Annotated in this window: 13 protein-coding genes; 6 read left to right on the top strand and 7 right to left on the bottom strand. The window is 70.0% G+C overall.

The genetic code is table 11. From position 1 onward, the window contains the following. Window positions 1-64 precede the first annotated feature (64 nt). Window positions 65-4,180 (bottom strand): DUF7507 domain-containing protein, encoded by a 4,116-nt coding sequence (locus ACO0E1_RS10595; protein WP_422874154.1) that lies wholly within the window; start codon window positions 4,178-4,180, stop codon window positions 65-67. A 140-nt stretch (window positions 4,181-4,320) separates the two neighbouring features. On the opposite strand from ACO0E1_RS10595, the gene ACO0E1_RS10590 reads away from it, so the two are divergent. The 4 genes from ACO0E1_RS10590 to ACO0E1_RS10575 all read left to right on the top strand — a co-directional run bounded on the left by ACO0E1_RS10590 (window position 4,321) and on the right by ACO0E1_RS10575 (window position 7,134). After that, window positions 4,321-5,238, top strand: a complete 918-nt coding sequence (locus ACO0E1_RS10590; protein ID WP_422874153.1) for an NADP-dependent oxidoreductase — start codon at window positions 4,321-4,323, stop codon at window positions 5,236-5,238. A 20-nt stretch (window positions 5,239-5,258) separates the two neighbouring features. After that, window positions 5,259-5,792 (top strand): DUF805 domain-containing protein, encoded by a 534-nt coding sequence (locus ACO0E1_RS10585; RefSeq protein ID WP_422874152.1) that lies wholly within the window; start codon window positions 5,259-5,261, stop codon window positions 5,790-5,792. Between the two features lie 49 nt (window positions 5,793-5,841). After that, entirely contained in the window at window positions 5,842-6,498 is a 657-nt protein-coding gene (locus ACO0E1_RS10580; protein ID WP_422874151.1) for a DUF805 domain-containing protein, read from the top strand. 78 nt (window positions 6,499-6,576) lie between these two features. Next, the gene (locus tag ACO0E1_RS10575) at window positions 6,577-7,134 is read left to right on the top strand and encodes a DUF805 domain-containing protein (RefSeq protein WP_422874150.1); all 558 of its coding nucleotides are present in this window, start codon (window positions 6,577-6,579) and stop codon (window positions 7,132-7,134) included. A gap of 95 nt (window positions 7,135-7,229) precedes the next feature. Here ACO0E1_RS10575 and ACO0E1_RS10570 read toward each other — a convergent pair whose 3' ends face one another. The 6 genes from ACO0E1_RS10570 to ACO0E1_RS10545 all read right to left on the bottom strand — a co-directional run bounded on the left by ACO0E1_RS10570 (window position 7,230) and on the right by ACO0E1_RS10545 (window position 12,777). Continuing rightward, on the bottom strand, window positions 7,230-7,874 hold the full coding sequence (locus tag ACO0E1_RS10570; protein WP_422874149.1) for a TNT domain-containing protein: 645 nt from the start codon (window positions 7,872-7,874) through the stop codon (window positions 7,230-7,232). Window positions 7,875-7,925: 51 nt separating this feature from the next. After that, window positions 7,926-8,696 carry a succinate dehydrogenase iron-sulfur subunit gene (locus ACO0E1_RS10565; protein WP_422874148.1) on the bottom strand — a complete coding sequence of 257 codons (771 nt, stop codon included), beginning with the start codon at window positions 8,694-8,696 and terminating at the stop codon, window positions 7,926-7,928. Further along, the gene (gene sdhA, locus ACO0E1_RS10560; RefSeq protein WP_413601547.1) at window positions 8,696-10,489 is read right to left on the bottom strand and encodes a succinate dehydrogenase flavoprotein subunit; all 1,794 of its coding nucleotides are present in this window, start codon (window positions 10,487-10,489) and stop codon (window positions 8,696-8,698) included. Before sdhA ends, ACO0E1_RS10565 begins: the two co-directional genes overlap by 1 nt. A gap of 63 nt (window positions 10,490-10,552) precedes the next feature. Continuing rightward, a complete protein-coding gene (gene sdhD / locus ACO0E1_RS10555; protein ID WP_281265039.1) occupies window positions 10,553-10,999 on the bottom strand; it encodes a succinate dehydrogenase, hydrophobic membrane anchor protein in 447 nt (148 codons plus the stop codon). Window positions 11,000-11,013: 14 nt separating this feature from the next. Further along, a complete protein-coding gene (gene sdhC / locus ACO0E1_RS10550) occupies window positions 11,014-11,463 on the bottom strand; it encodes a succinate dehydrogenase, cytochrome b556 subunit (RefSeq protein WP_281265038.1) in 450 nt (149 codons plus the stop codon). A 75-nt stretch (window positions 11,464-11,538) separates the two neighbouring features. After that, window positions 11,539-12,777, bottom strand: a complete 1,239-nt coding sequence (locus ACO0E1_RS10545) for a glycosyltransferase (protein WP_422874147.1) — start codon at window positions 12,775-12,777, stop codon at window positions 11,539-11,541. A 151-nt stretch (window positions 12,778-12,928) separates the two neighbouring features. Here ACO0E1_RS10545 and ACO0E1_RS10540 point away from each other — a divergent pair, with 151 nt between their 5' ends. Beyond that, window positions 12,929-14,041, top strand: coding sequence for a mannose-1-phosphate guanylyltransferase (locus ACO0E1_RS10540; protein ID WP_422874146.1), 1,113 nt, complete (start codon window positions 12,929-12,931; stop codon window positions 14,039-14,041). Between the two features lie 209 nt (window positions 14,042-14,250). After that, window positions 14,251-15,324, top strand: a complete 1,074-nt coding sequence (locus ACO0E1_RS10535; protein ID WP_422874145.1) for a BMP family lipoprotein — start codon at window positions 14,251-14,253, stop codon at window positions 15,322-15,324. Window positions 15,325-15,383 lie beyond the last annotated feature (59 nt).

Here is a 15,383-nt window from a genome sequence, read left to right as displayed (position 1 = left end):
CCCGGTGCGGTTCCGTCACGGAACCGCACCGGGCCTCCTGGCTGTGTCCAGTGCGTTGGTGGCGTCAGTCGGTGGTGTGACCGCCGGCGTGCCGGCCGGTGCCGCGCCGCGTGGCGCGGCGGACGGCGATCGCGCTGAGGCCGACGATGATCGCGAGGGCCGCGATGATCGTTGCGGGGACGAGCCCCTCGGCGCCGGTGAACGCGAGTTCCAGCGGGGTCGCCTCGGCGCGGATGTCGGTCGTGAACGCCTTGCTCTGGATGTGGATGGTGCGCTCGATCGACGGCATCGCCTTCGCGGACGGGCCGACGAGTTCCGGAGCGCCCGCGCGGATCACCCAACCGCCGGCCTTGGTGACGAACCGGACCTTGCCGGCGGCCGCGTCGGCCTCGGTGACCACGTAGGGTTCTGCGAGGTCGCAGCGCACGGACCCACCGGGCAGCAGCGGTGCGTCGCTGCTGCAGGTGAGGTCCCCGGCCGGGGCCATCGTCGCGCCGGGACGGTCGACCTGCAGGTTGCCGGTGTTCGTCACGGTGACGGTGGCCTCGATGCGGTCGCCCGGACGGACGACGTCGCGGCCGTCGGCGAGGAGCTTCGGCTCGACGCGGACCGTGAGGGACGGGTTCGCCGCGACCTCGACCCGGACGGTGCCATCGGCCGAAACGACGGTGCCGTGCGGGTCGGTGGCGGTCGCGGTGATCAGGTAGGACACTGCTCCGGTCTCGACGTCGTCCTGGGTGATCGTGCGACCCGTGACGATGCACTCGACGGAGTCGCCGGGCGCGATCGTGTCCGCGTCGCAGACGGTGGTGCCCTCGACGCCCTCGATCCCGGCCGTGGGGTCGGTGATCGTGGAGTTGCCGGTGTTCGTGACCGTCACGCGGGCGTCGATCGTGTCGCCGACGCCGAGCTGCTCACGCGGCCCGTCGAAGATCGCCTCGACCTGGACCTCGGCGCCGGAGGCGGCGGCGAGCTCGATGGTCGCCGAGGCGTCCGTGGTGGTGCCGGCACCCGAGGGTGCGGTCGCGGTCAGGTGCGCGTCGATGGTGAGGTGTCCGCCGTCGATGTCCGCCTGGGTGAGCGTGACGCCCTTCGCGGTGCACTCCGTCGACGCGCCCGGCGCGAGGGTGGCGTCCGCGCAGGTGACCTTGCCGTCGATGCCGGTGAGGGCGACGGTGGTGTCGGTCAGGGTGACGGTGCCGGTGTTGGCTGCGGTGACGGTGACGTCCACCGAGTCGCCGGCCATCGGTCGTTCGACGTCGCCGGGAAGCTCGGCGTGCATGGTGAGTGTGGCGGCGGGTGCTGCCGGGATCACGATCGCGTCGCTGTCCGTGGCGGTCACCTCGGCGTCCTTCGGACCCGTCGCGGCGAGCGCGACGTCGTAGCCGACCCGGCCGGCGTCGATGTTCTGCTGGGTGAGCTGCTCACCGCGGAGCTCGCACGTCACCGTCGCGCCGGGTGCGATCGTGTCGGTCGGGCAGGTGGCGGTCAGACCGGGGTGGCCGGCGACGGTGAACGTGGGCGCGGTGATGGTGACGTTGCCGATGTTCTCCACGACCGCGGTCACGACGACCTCGTCACCGACGGCGGGCACGTCGCCAGCACCGGCCGACGCGGAGACGGCGAGGGTTGCGGCGGGGGTCGCGGCGATCGGGGCGGTGGCCGGGTCGGATGCGCGGACCGGTTCCCCGGCGGGGGTGGTTGCGGTGACGGCGGCTTCGTAGGTGATCGATCCGGCGTCGACGTCGGCCTGGGACAGAGTCGTCGTCGCCGTGCAGGTGACCTGCTGCCCGGGGGCGAGGTTGTCGGTCGGGCAGGTGACCTGGATGCCGTCGTGGTCGACGACCGTGGTGCGGATGCCGGTCAGGGTGACGGAGCCGGGGTTCGACACGACGAACCGCATGTTCACGGTGTCACCGGTGACAGGTCGGGCGGAGTCGCCGCCGATCGCGATGGTGCTCGCGACGTCGACGCGACCATCGGCCGGGATCGTCACCGACGTGTCGTCGCCCTTCGTGACGGCGGTGCCGCGTGCGTCGGTGCCGGTCACGGTCGCGGCGAAGCGGACCGAACCGCCGTCGATGTCCTGCTGGGTGAGGACGTACCCGGTGAACACGCACGCCGTCGACGCACCCGGCGCGAGCGTGGCGGCGGGGCAGGTGCCGACGAGACCATCCCGTCCGGTCAGGGTCGCGGCGAGGTCCGTGATCGTGGTGTTGCCGGTGTTCTCCACCGCCGCACGCACCGTGACGACGACACCGACCGCCGGAACCTTCCCGGCGTCGTTCGACGCGGCCACCGAGATCGACGGCGCCGCGGCGACGGTCGGGACCGTCAGGGTCTGCCGGTCGGTGGGGACCGTCGCGCCGGCACCGGAGCGCATGGTGCCGGTCGCGGTGAATCCGATCGCGCCGCGGTCGACGTCGGCCTGCGTGACCGTGTAGCCGCGGGCGGTGCAGTCGATCGACGCGCCGGGCGCGACCGTCCGCGACGCGCACTCGAAGTTGACACCGACCGGCGCAGTCGCGATGACCTCCGCTGCGGACATCGACACGTTCCCGATGTTGCTCATCCGGGCGGTGACGTCGATCCGGTCGCCGACCTCGGGGGCCGTCGCGGTCGTGGAGAGTTCCAGGCCGATGCGGGCGTCCGCGACGGTCGTCGGGATGAACGCCTGGGCCATCGGCGCGGCGACGGCAGCGCCCAGACGCGAGGTCGCGGCGGTGGACACGGCGTCGGCGATCCCGCCGGCATCGATGTCGTCCTGCGTCACCGACTCCGGCTCGGTCGAGCACGTCGTCGACGCGCCCGGGGCGAGCGTCGTGTCCGCGCAGGTCACGTCGCCGTGGGAACCGCTCACCGTGAGGTTCCGGACGAGGACGTTGCCCTCGTTCTGGACCGTGGTGTCGAACACGACCTCCTCGCCGAGGTCCGCGACATCGTCACCGTTGCCGCCGAGGACCCGGCCGGCCTCGGTCGCGGTGAGGGCGTTCGCTTCGGGGACGAACGTCACGTCTGCCGCGGCGGGCGCGAGCACACCGTTCGACGCGGTCATCGAATCGGGCGCGAACGTCGTCGTCGCCGCCTTCGTCGCGGTGACGTCGAGGGTGACCGTGCAGGACGCCTCCCCGGTCTTCAGGTCACCCGACGCCGTGACCGTACGGCCGTCGAGCGCCACGTCACCATCGGCGCACGTGGTGCGGAGGTTCGGGTCGGACGCGAGGTCGATCCCCGAAGGGAGCCGCTGCTCGAACGACCAGCCGAGCTTCTGCCCGTGCTCGGTCGTGTTCACCACCGTCATCGTGAACGGCACCGTGTCCCCCACGATGTGCTCACCGGCCGCGAACGAGTACCCGAGCGTCGGCGTCGAGTCCACGATCGTCACGTCATCGAACGCGCCGTCGTTGCCGAGGCCGCTCTCGTACTCGTTCTCGAGCAGGATGCCCACGTCCTCGCCGGTGAAGAGCAGTCCGCCCTTGCTGACGAACTTGCCGGCCTTCACCCCGTCCGCGAACTGCTGCGACGAGGGATCCGTGCAGACGTTGATCGGCTGGTCGGCCGTCGGGTACGTGTTCGCACCGTCGACCAGCGAGAACTTGAGGAGCGGCGCCCCCGCGGAGCAGCTCATCGCCGCAGCAGCGACGCCGAACGACAGGTACCGCCCCTTGGCGTCGACGGCGATCGGCTGGACGGTCCGCAGCTGGACCTTGCTGCCCTTCACCGGGTCGCCCTGCGTGTAGGCCGACACGGCGTGGTTCGTGTCCGGGTCCTGGCCGGTGACCTCGCCGAGGACGCCGGCGAGGGTCCGGAGGTACCCGTTCACGTTGCACGCGCCGAGGTTCGCCGAGGTCTTGCTCGTGATGATGCCGTTGCAGGCGGCCGCGCTCTTCCAGAAGGCGTCGGCGTCGTATCGTTCGCCGGTGGCCGAGGTGTACTGGTCGATCATCTTCGGCGTCGTGTCCATGTCGTGCTCGAACCCGTCCGAGAACAGGACGTTCGGCTCGCGCGCCTCGAGTGGACCGGTCGACGCCGCCTGCTCGGACGAAGCCATCGTGGCCGGAGCCGCCGACGCAGACGCGGGTGCGGATGGCGAGAGGACGACGGCGCCGAGCGCGCTGAGCGTGACCGCGAGGGACGCGGCGACAGCACGGCGGACAGCCTGGGACGGAGGTGAAGACATACGGGAGCTCCTGAGAAGACGAGGGACCGGTCGAGCATGCCATTCTTTACATGCACACGCAATTTCACATATTGCATGCTGACATCGGGTTTCCCGTCCGTCTCGGACTCCTGTCCAGGGCGGCGCGTACCGTCCGGGACATGACGACACAGTGGGTGGCGCCGCGCCCCGGCGGCAGCGAGGTCCTGGAATCGATCGACGTGGAGGTCCCGGCGCCGGGGCCCGGTGAGGTCACGATCGAGGTGCGCGCCGCCGGCATGAACCCCGCCGACACGAAGCACACCCACGGAGCCGAGTCCTCCGCGTACCCGATGCCGATCGGCTACGAGGTCGCCGGGATCATCTCCGCCGTCGGACCCGACGTGTCGTTCTCGGTCGGCGACGAGGTCCTGGCCTTCCGCATCTCCGGCGGATGGACGGCATCGCTCACGGTGCCCGCGGTCGACGTCTTCCGGAAGCCGGCATCGCTTGGGTTCCCGGAGGCGGCGAACCTGCTGCTCGCCGGTGCCACGGCGGCCGACGTGATCCGGGTCACCCGGGCTTCCGGCAACGACACGGTGCTCGTCCACGGTGCCTCGGGCGCCGTCGGGCTCAGCGTCCTGCAGCTGCTCCGACCGCTCGGCGCCCGGGTGATCGGCACCGCATCGGAGCGCGGAGCGGAGACCGTCCGGCGGTACGGCGGCGAGTGGGTGCCGTACGGTGACGGGCTCGAGTACCGCGTGCGTGAGGCCGCACCCGCCGGGGTCGACGTGGCGATCGACTGCGTCGGGACCGACGAGGCGGTCGACGTGTCGCTCGCACTCGTCGCCGACCGGAGCCGCATCGTCACGATCGCCGCGCAGGCCAGGGCGGCGGCGGACGGGTTCCCGGCGGTGGGCGGTGCCCAGCCGGAGAGCAAGGCGTTCCGGGACTCCGTCCGGCAGCGGTTGGTCGACCTCGCGGGAGCAGGGCAGCTCGACGTGCTGGTCGCGCGGACGTTCCCGTTGGCGTCGGCGCGAGAGGCTGCTGAACTGCTGGAGTCCGGGCACCCCGGCGGGAAGCTCGCACTCGTTCCCTGAGGATGTGCCAGGATCACGATGTGAGCGATCAGCATCCGCCGTACGGCCAGCCGAACCAGAACCCGTACGGGCAGAACCAGTACAGCCAGAACCCGTACGGCCAGAACCCGCACGGCCAGAATCCGTACGGCCAGCAGCCGTCCTCGGGGCAGCCCCCGCTCTGGGCACCCTGGTACGGGATCCCGTTCCCGCAGGCCTTCCTGCGGTTCTGGAAGAAGTACGTCCGCTTCGACGGGCGCGCCAGCCGCAGCGAGTTCTGGTTCTGGGCGCTCTGGTACGTCCTTGGCAACGTGGCGACCGGTATCGTCGGGGGCATCCTCAACGTGCTGCCGTTCGTCGACAACGCCGACGACGGGCTGAGCAGCCTGTGGGCGCTGGCGTGCGCGCTCGGGTTCATCGCGCTGACCGTCCGACGCCTGCACGACGTGAACCTCAGCGGCCTGTTCGCGCTGCTCTTCATCATCCCGCCGATCGGTGTCCTGTTCTCGCTCATCGTCGGGCTGCTCGGGACGAACCCGCAGGGACAGCAGTACGACCGACCGGACCGCGGCTGACCCGGCCCGCTCGGAGCCGGACGCCGATCGACGCACGACAGGGGACAGCGTGAGTGACACCGATCCGACGCAGGGACAGGACGGGCCCTCCGGTCAGCAGCCCGGTCCGCCGCAGTGGGACCGACCGCAGTGGGGGCAGCCCCAGTACGGCCAGCCGCAGTACGGCCAGCCGTGGCAGCAGCCGTACGGGCACCGGCAGTACGCGGAGCCGTACCCGACGTTCCCGCCGATCCCCACCGGGCCCGACGGGAAACCCCCGCTCTGGGCGCCGCACTACGGCATCGGGTTCCTCGGTGCGGTCAAGCGCTTCTTCACGAAGTACGCGCGCTTCGACGGCCGCGCGAGCCGGAGCGAGTTCTGGTGGTGGTTCCTCGTGAACGTGATCGTGACGATCGTCCTCTACGGGGGATTCTTCGCCGCGCTCTTCAGCTGGGCCGTCGCGAACAGCACGACGGACCAGTACGGGTACAGCCACACGACCGGAGCGCCGCCGTTCTGGGCGTTCGGCCTGCTGTTCCTCTGGGGGATCTGGGGGCTCGGGACGATCGTGCCGAGCCTCGCCCTCGGGTGGCGCAGGGTCCACGACGCGAACCTCGCCGGCCCGTTCTGGCTCATCACGTTCGCCGCCGGGTTCGCCGGGATCGTGTTCGGCTGCCTCCCGCCGAACCCGTCCGGCGCACAGTACGACCGGCCCGACCAGCGGTAGTCGAGACTTCTTCGGACGGACGGGTGCCGTTCTGATTGACTCTGACAGGAGTATCAGCCGACACCCAGGGGGTCCACCATGACCGATCAGTACCCGTCCGACAGTCCGTACGGGCAGCAGCCCGCCGGACACACGCCGCAGTACGGTGCGCCCGCACCGACGGGGCCTGATGGCGAGCCACCGCTGTGGGCACCGTGGTACGGGATCTCCTTCGGGGGAGCCGTCCGCCGGTTCTTCAAGAAGTACGCCCGGTTCGACGGCCGTGCGAGCCGTAGCGAGTTCTGGTGGTGGTACCTCGCCAACGGCATCATCAGCATCGTGCTCGGCATCCTGCTCGGTGTGGGTGCCGCGACGTCGCAGATGACCACCGTGTCGAACGGGTACAGCACCGTGTCGACGATGCAGAGCCCATCGGCGCTCTACGTCATCGTCGGGATCATCGCGACCATCTGGGGCCTCGCCATCCTCGTCCCGTCGATCGCCCTGTTCTGGCGCCGACTGCACGACGCGAACCTCGCCGGGCCGTTCTGGTTCCTCGGGTTCATCCCGTTCGTCGGCGGGATCATCCTCATCATCCTGGCGATCCTGCCGTCGAAGCCCGAGGGGCAGCGGTTCGACCAGCCCGGTCGCGGCTGACCCGGAACGACGAAAAACCCCGTTCCGGACACCGAACCACGCAGCTGCGTGGTTCGGTGTCCGGAACGGGGTTCTCTGCGTGCTGGGGCTGGCCGTCAGACCGCGCGGACGCGCACCAGGGACCCGTCGACGACGAGGTCGCGGACGGTCGTGGTCGGGTCGGCGATCTGGAAGCGGAGCGCGCCACCCGGCTGCTCGAACCACGGCTGCACGAACCGGACGGACACCAGGAACGGACGGTCGACGACGTAGCGGTGCACCTCGGGTGCCGCCGCGACGTGCGGGGGGAGCGACCGTGACGGCATCGGGGTGTCGAGCGGGTGCAGCAGGTACCCGTCCGGGCCGCCGATCCGGTCGACCGGGACACCGGCCGGGATCTGGATGGTGAGGCCGTCCGGGCCCGCCTGCGACACCTGCTGAGCGAGCTGCGGGTACGTCGACGCCGCGCGGTCGCGGAGCCCGTCGAGCTCGTACCGCTGGATGTCGCGCGGCGCGGGGAAGGGACGGTTCAGGAACCGGCGGAGCATCTCGACCGCGTCCGACTCGCCACGAGCCGTCGCCAGGCGCCGCGCGGTGCCGTAGTCCACGACCTCGAGCGCGAAGGTGTCCGCGCCGTCGGCCGGGACGAGGCGCAGTGCGCCCTCCACGGGAGGCTCGTGCAGTGTCTCCCCGGGGAGCTGCACGTAGCGGATCGTGTAGCCGAGCTGGTCGAGGATGGGGCGGGTGTCCGCGAACGTCATGAGCGGGAGCCTAGTGGTCTGACCTCTGCCGATCCTGGTGCCGCGACGGACCTATGCCCGACCACGCATGACCGCCTGCTTGACCTCCGAGATCGCCTTGGTGACCTGGATGCCGCGGGGGCAGGCGTCGGTGCAGTTGAAGGTCGTGCGGCAGCGCCAGACGCCTTCCTTGTCGTTGAGGATGTCGAGGCGCACGTCGGCCGCGTCGTCGCGCGAGTCGAAGATGAAGCGGTGCGCGTTGACGATCGCCGCGGGGCCGAAGTACTGGCCGTCGGTCCAGAACACCGGGCAGGACGACGTGCACGCTGCGCAGAGGATGCACTTCGTGGTGTCGTCGAAGCGGGCGCGATCGGCGACGGACTGCACGCGCTCCTTGCCCTTCTCCGGCGTGGAGTTCGCCTGCAGGAACGGCTGGACCTCTCGGAAGGACTTGAAGAACGGCTCCATGTCGACGACGAGGTCCTTCTCGAGCGGCAGACCCTTGATCGCCTCGACGTAGATCGGCTTCGACACGTCGAGGTCCTTGATGAGGGTCTTGCAGGCCAGACGGTTGCGCCCGTTGATGCGCATCGCGTCGGAGCCGCAGACGCCGTGCGCGCAGGAGCGGCGGAAGGTCAGCGACCCGTCCTGCTCCCACTTGATCTGGTGCAGCGCGTCGAGGATGCGGTCGGTCGGCAGCATCATGACGTCGAAGTCCTGCCACCGCGGCTCGTCGTCGACGTCCGGGTCGAAGCGTCGGACGATGATCGTGACGGGGAACGACCCGGGAGGAGCTGTCGCCGCGTCGGTGCGGGGGGCGCCGGAGACCAGGGTGTCGGTCATCAGTACTTCCTCTCCATCGGCTCGTACCGCGTCACGACGACGGGCTTCCAGTCGAGCGTGATGTGGTCGTCGGCGAGTGACGAGTGCGGGTCGCCCGTCAGGTACGCCATGGTGTGCTTCATGTAGTTCTCGTCGTCGCGCTTCGGGTAGTCGTCGCGCATGTGGCCGCCGCGGGACTCCTTGCGGTTGCGTGCCGAGTAGACGACGACCTCGGCGAGGTCGAGCAGGAACCCGAGCTCGACGGCCTCGAGCAGGTCGGTGTTGAAGCGCTTGCCCTTGTCCTGCACGGCGACGTTCATGTACCGGTTGCGGAGCGTGTGGATGGTCTCGGTGACGCGTGCGAGCGACTCGTCGGTCCGGAACACCTGCGCGTTCTTGTCCATCTCCTCCTGCAGCTCCTTGCGGAGCGCGGCAACGCGTTCGGTGCCGGTGGAGGCGCGGAGCTGCTCGAGCATGCCGCGGACGTTCGCGGCCGGGTCCTCGGGCAGGGGGAGGAACTCCGCCGTCTTGACCCATTCGGCGGCGTTGTTGCCGGACCGCTTGCCGAAGACGTTGATGTCGAGGAGCGAGTTGGTGCCGAGACGGTTCGACCCGTGCACGGAGACGCACGCGCACTCGCCGGCGGCGTACATGCCCGGCACGACGTGGTCGTTGTCGGACAGGACCTCGGCGTTGGTGTTCGTCGGGATGCCGCCCATCGCGTAGTGCGCGGTCGGCATCACGGGCACCGGCTCGGTCACGGGGTCGACGCCGAGGTAGGTGCGGGCGAACTCGGTGATGTCCGGGAGCTTGGTCTCGAGGACCTCGGCACCGAGGTGGGTGCAGTCGAGCAGCACGTAGTCCTTGTTCGGACCGGCGCCCCGGCCCTCTGCCACTTCCTGCACCATGCACCTGGCCACGATGTCGCGAGGGGCGAGGTCCTTGATGGTGGGGGCGTAGCGCTCCATGAAGCGCTCACCAGAGGCGTTGCGGAGGATCGCGCCCTCGCCGCGAGCGCCCTCGGTGAGCAGGATGCCCAGTCCGGCGAGCCCGGTCGGGTGGAACTGGAAGAACTCCATGTCCTCGAGCGGCAAGCCCGTGCGCCACACGATGCCGACGCCGTCACCGGTGAGGGTGTGCGCGTTGGACGTGGTCTTGTACATCTTGCCGAAGCCGCCGGTGGCGAAGATCATCGCCTTGGCGTGGAAGACGTGCAGTTCGCCGGTCGCGAGCTCGAACGCGACGACGCCGGCGGGCTGCTTGCGGGTGACGCCGTCCTCGCCGACGACGTCCACCATGATGAGGTCGAGCGCGTAGAACTCGTTGAAGAAGTTCACGCCGAGCTTCACGCAGTTCTGGAACAGCGTCTGCAGGATCATGTGGCCCGTGCGGTCGGCGGCGTAGCAGGCCCGGCGCACGGGCGACTTGCCGTGGTCGCGGGTGTGACCACCGAAGCGGCGCTGGTCGATCTTGCCCTCGGGCGTGCGGTTGAACGGCAGGCCCATGTTCTCGAGGTCGATGACCGCGTCGATGGCTTCCTTCGCCAGGATCTCGGCGGCGTCCTGGTCGACCAGGTAGTCGCCGCCCTTGATCGTGTCGAACGTGTGCCACTCCCACGAGTCCTCTTCGACGTTCGCGAGCGCGGCCGCCATGCCGCCCTGCGCCGCACCGGTGTGCGAGCGGGTCGGGTACAGCTTCGAGATGACCGCGGTGTTCGCCTTCGGGCCGGCTTCGATCGCGGCACGCATGCCCGCGCCGCCCGCGCCGATGATGACGATGTCGAACTGGTGGTGATGGACGGTGATGTCGGTCACGTATATCTCTCGAGTCAGGGGAGTGCAGAAGGAAAGTGAGGAGTGCCGCGGCTATTGGACCGGCTACTGCGCCGGGCAGAACGACGGCAGGTCGGCAGCGGCAGCGCCGGCGGGGCACGGGTCGAAGGTCCAGCAGACCAGCGTGCCGAGGACGATGAGCAGGACGCACGCGACCAGGATGGCGACGAGCAGCGTCTTGCGGATGCCGGGCTTCGACACGTAGTCGTTGACGATCGTGCGCATGCCGTTCGAGCCGTGGATCAGCGCGAGCCAGAGCATGAGGGTGTCCCACACCTGCCAGAACGGGCTGGCCCACTTGCCGGCGACGAAGGCGAAGTCGATCTGCTTGACCCCTTCGCCCGCGACCATGTTCACGAACAGGTGGCCGAAGATCAGGACGACGAGCAGGACACCGGATCCGCGCATGTAGATCCAGCCCCACTTCTCCCAGTTGGTGGAGCGGCGTGCGGCCTCGGAGCTGCGAGGGGGTGCGATGGTGTCGGTGGTCATGTGGTGCCCCCTGGTCAGTGGAAGTCGGCGACGAGGTTCATGAGCTGGCGCGGCAGGAAGCCCGCGATCGCGATCGCCCACAGGACGATGACGATCCAGAACATGGCCCGCTGGTACTTCGGCCCCTTGGACCAGAAGTCGACCAGGATGATGCGCAGTCCGTTGAACGCGTGGAACACGATCGCCATCACGAGCGCGATCTCGCCGAGGTTCATGATCGGGGTCTTGTACGTGCCGATGACCGCGTTGTACGCCTCTGGCGACAGGCGCACGAGCGCCGTGTCGAGGATGTGCACCAGCAGGAAGAAGTAGATCGCGACGCCGGTGATGCGGTGCAGGACCCACGACCACATGCCGGTGCTGCCGCGGTACAGCGTCCCCTTGGGGGTCCGGGACGCGCGGGGCGCCTCGATGGTCACCTGTGGCACGGCTGTCGCCGTACTCCCTGCGGTCTGCTCGGCCATGAGCTCGCCCTCCGTTGAGACCGGGGCGCCGATCGGCGCACCGTTGCCGTCGTGTTCGTGTGGAACACGACCATCCTATGACCGGGAGCTGACCTTCTCGTTCCACTCGGCGCGGACACCCCGTGCGGCGGCGGGCGGCGCGCCGATGTTCCTCGCCGTGTCGTGGTGCGCCAGCAGCTGGTCGCCGACCGCTTCCCACGTGGTGCCCTCCACCCGCAGCCGCCCGGCCGACCCCATGCGCGCGGCGCGGTCCCGGTCGAGGTGCAGCCCGACGACCGCCCGCCGGAGCGCCTGCGGCACGTCCGGGTCGTAGAGCTCGCCGTCGAGCCCCGGCGCGACGAGGTCGAGCGGGCCACCCGACGCCGGTGCCACCACCGGCAGGCCGGTGGCGTGCGCCTCCTGCAGCGTCTGCCCGAAGGTCTCCGCCGGTCCGGTGTGCACGAACACGTCGAGCGCCGCGTACGCGTCGGCGAGGGCGTCGCCGCGCAGCGGACCGGTGAAGGTCACGTCCAGGTGGCGCAGCCGTCGCTCCAGTACCTGCCTGGAGGGCCCGCCTCCCGCGACCACGATCCTGACGCCCGGGACGCCGCCGAGCTCGGCGAGCCGCTCGACCTCCTTCTCCGGTGCGAGCCGGCCCACGTAGCCCACAACGGTCTCGCCGCGCGGAGCGAGTCGCCTCCGGAACGCGCGCACGTGCGCCGACCGTCGTCGCGACGGGTGGAACAGGTCGGTGTCCACACCGCGACCCCATCGCGTGACGCGCGGGACGCCGTCCGCGGCCAGCATGGCCGCGGTCGCGGACGACGGCGCGAGCGTCAACGACGCGCCCTGGTGGATCCGGGCGAGCACCCGTCTCGCCAACGGGGCGGCCGCTGCCAGGCCGTTGCGGCGGGCGAACCCGGCCACGTCGGTCTGGAACACGGCGACGGACGGGATGCCGAGCCTCCCGGCCGCCGTGATCGCGCGCCCGCCCAGCAGGAGCGGACTGGCCGCGTGCAGCACGTCGGCGCCGGAGGCGGCGAGGATCGTGTCGAGGACCGGGTGGGGGAGGGCGACCGGGAACTGCCGGTACGCGACCGCCGGCACACGGTGCACGTCGAACCCGCGGTACCGCTCGAGCTCGGTGCGGGATCGCCAGGCCGCGAGACCGGGGGCGTCGGGCGCGATGACGACCGCGCGGTGGCCACGGCGCTCCAGGTGGTCGAGGACCGCCAGGACGCTGGTGGTCACGCCGTTGAGGGTGGGCAGGAAGCTCTCGGTCACGACGGCGACGGTCCGCTGGACCTGGCCGCGCTCCACGCTGCGTGCGTTCATGGCACTCGCCATGCTCCGCGGCGCACGTGACGCGGACGGGGGCCGCAGGGTGAACGGCGCGTTCGGCGGGGGTGAACAGGTCGTGCGGCTTCCCGCACATCCGAGCGGTCGGTACCCAGGAACGGCGGCGACCGGACGGTACGGTGAGCGGGTGGCTGACCCTCTCGACGACTTCTACGCGATCATCCCCGCCGGCGGTATCGGTTCGCGCCTCTGGCCGCTGTCGCGCGCCGACGCCCCGAAGTTCCTCCACGACCTGACCGGCTCGGGCACCTCGCTCCTCCGGCAGACGTGGGACCGCCTCGCGCCGCTGTCCGGGGACCAACGGATCATGGTCGTGACCGGGCGTGCCCACCGGGTCGCGGTCGAGTCGCAGCTGCCGGGCATCCACGACCACAACGTCGTGCTCGAGAGCGAGCCGAAGGACTCCACGGCAGCCATCGGCCTGGCCGCGGCGATCCTCCGACGGCGCGAGCCCGACGTGGTCATCGGGTCGTTCGCCGCCGACCACGTCATCGGCGACGCCCGCGGGTTCCGTCGGTCGGTGCGCGAAGCGGTGCTCGCGGCCCGCGCCGGCTACGTGACGACCATCGGCATCACACCGTCCGAGCCCGCCATCGGGTTCGGCTACATCCACGCGGGCGACTCGCTCGGCATCGACACCGCCCCGCGGGCGCACGCCGTGCTGGACTTCGTCGAGAAGCCCGACCTCGACACCGCCACGGGGTACCTCGCCGACGGCAGCTACCTCTGGAACGCCGGCATGTTCATCGCCCGCGCCGACGTGCTCCTCGCGGAGATCGGTCGGAACGAGCCCGAGCTGCTCGCCGGCATCGAGGAACTCGCCGCCGCGTGGGACACCTCGTCTCGCGGCGCCGTCGTCGACGCGATCTGGCCGGGGCTGAAAAAGATCGCGATCGACTACTCCGTCGCCGAGCCGGCCGCTGCCGCCGGACGGCTCGCCGTGATCCCCGGTGACTTCGACTGGGACGACGTCGGCGACTTCGCGTCCCTCGCGAAGCTGCAGTCCGGCGGTCGGACGAACAACCTCGCGGTGCTCGGCGACAACGCCCGCATCCTGGCCGACTCGTCGAGCGGCATCGTCGTCGCGCACAGTCAGCGGCTCATCTCGCTCATCGGCGTCGAGGACATCGTCGTCGTGGACACCCCCGATGCGCTCCTCGTCACGACGAGCGCAAACGCCCAGCGGGTCAAGGGTGTGGTGGATGCACTGAAGATCAGCGGGCGGGACGACGTCCTGTAGCGCTCCACCACGAAATGTGGGCGCGTGCCCCCCGAATTGGGGTGGGGGTCGTTGCGCCGCGTTACGGGCCTGTTTCGGCGCGGTCGCGATCCCGTAACCGATCATCCGGGCGGCCGGAAGGGGCCCTGTACCGGCCAGGCGGTCGTGTACTGTCGCCACGATCGCCCGGTGCGCAGTGACCCGGGCCCTTGCTCCCGGAGGAACATCCCGTGTCATCTCGTACCCGTCAGATCGCACTCAGCGGCCTCGCGCTCCTCGGCACCGCCGCCGTCCTGGCCGGCTGCTCCGCCGCTCCGTCCGACTCCTCGTCGGCGAAGTCCACCGACTTCCGCCCGTGCATGGTCTCGGACTCCGGCGGCTTCGACGACAAGTCGTTCAACCAGCTCGGCTACGAGGGCCTGAAGGACGCCGCGAAGGAACTCGGCGCGACCTACAAGTCGGCCGAGTCGAAGGACTCCACGGTCTACGACTCGAACATCGAGCAGCTCATCAACCAGAACTGCAAGCTCATCGTGACGGTCGGCTTCAACCTCGCCGACGCGACGAAGAAGCAGGCGGCGGCGAACCCCGACACCGACTTCGCGATCATCGACGACAACTCGATCGACGCCAAGAACGTCAAGCCGATCACGTTCGACACCTCGCAGGCGGCGTTCCTCGCCGGCTACGCGGCCGCGTCGTACTCCAAGAGCGGTGTCGTCGGCACCTTCGGCGGCATGCAGATCCCGACCGTGACCATCTTCATGGACGGCTTCGCGGACGGCGTGAAGTACTACAACGAGCAGAAGAAGAAGGACGTCAAGGTCGTCGGCTGGGACGTCGACAGCCAGAAGGGCTCCTTCACCGGTGGCTTCGAGGCCGGCACGCAGGCCAAGTCGGTCGCGCAGACGCTCATCGACCAGAACGCCGACGTGATCCTGCCCGTCGGTGGCCCGATCTACCAGTCGGCCGCAGAGGCGATCAAGGACGCGAACAACGGTTCCGTGCTGATCGGCGCGGACAGCGACCTCTACGAGGCCGACCCCCGCTACAAGGACATCGCGCTGACCTCGGTCGAGAAGGGCATGCGCCCGGCGACCAAGGACGTCGTCGAGCAGGCCGCGAAGGGTGACTTCTCGAAGACCCCGTACGTCGGCACGCTGAAGAACGACGGCGTCGGCATCGCGCCGTTCCACGACTACGAGTCCAAGGTCGACTCGGGTCTCCAGAAGGAGCTCGACACGATCAAGTCCGGCATCATCGACGGCTCGATCAAGGTCGAGACGAAGGCGACCGTCAAGTAGCACGATGCGATGCGGGCGGGGGAGCAGTCCTCCGCCCGCATTCCCGTGCGCTCCGCAGC

It is taken from the genome of Curtobacterium guangdongense, assembly GCF_049341845.1.
Classification (GTDB): domain Bacteria; phylum Actinomycetota; class Actinomycetes; order Actinomycetales; family Microbacteriaceae; genus Curtobacterium; species Curtobacterium guangdongense.
Note: the sequence above shows the minus strand (reverse complement) of the source record. Positions and strands in the feature narration are given on the sequence as shown.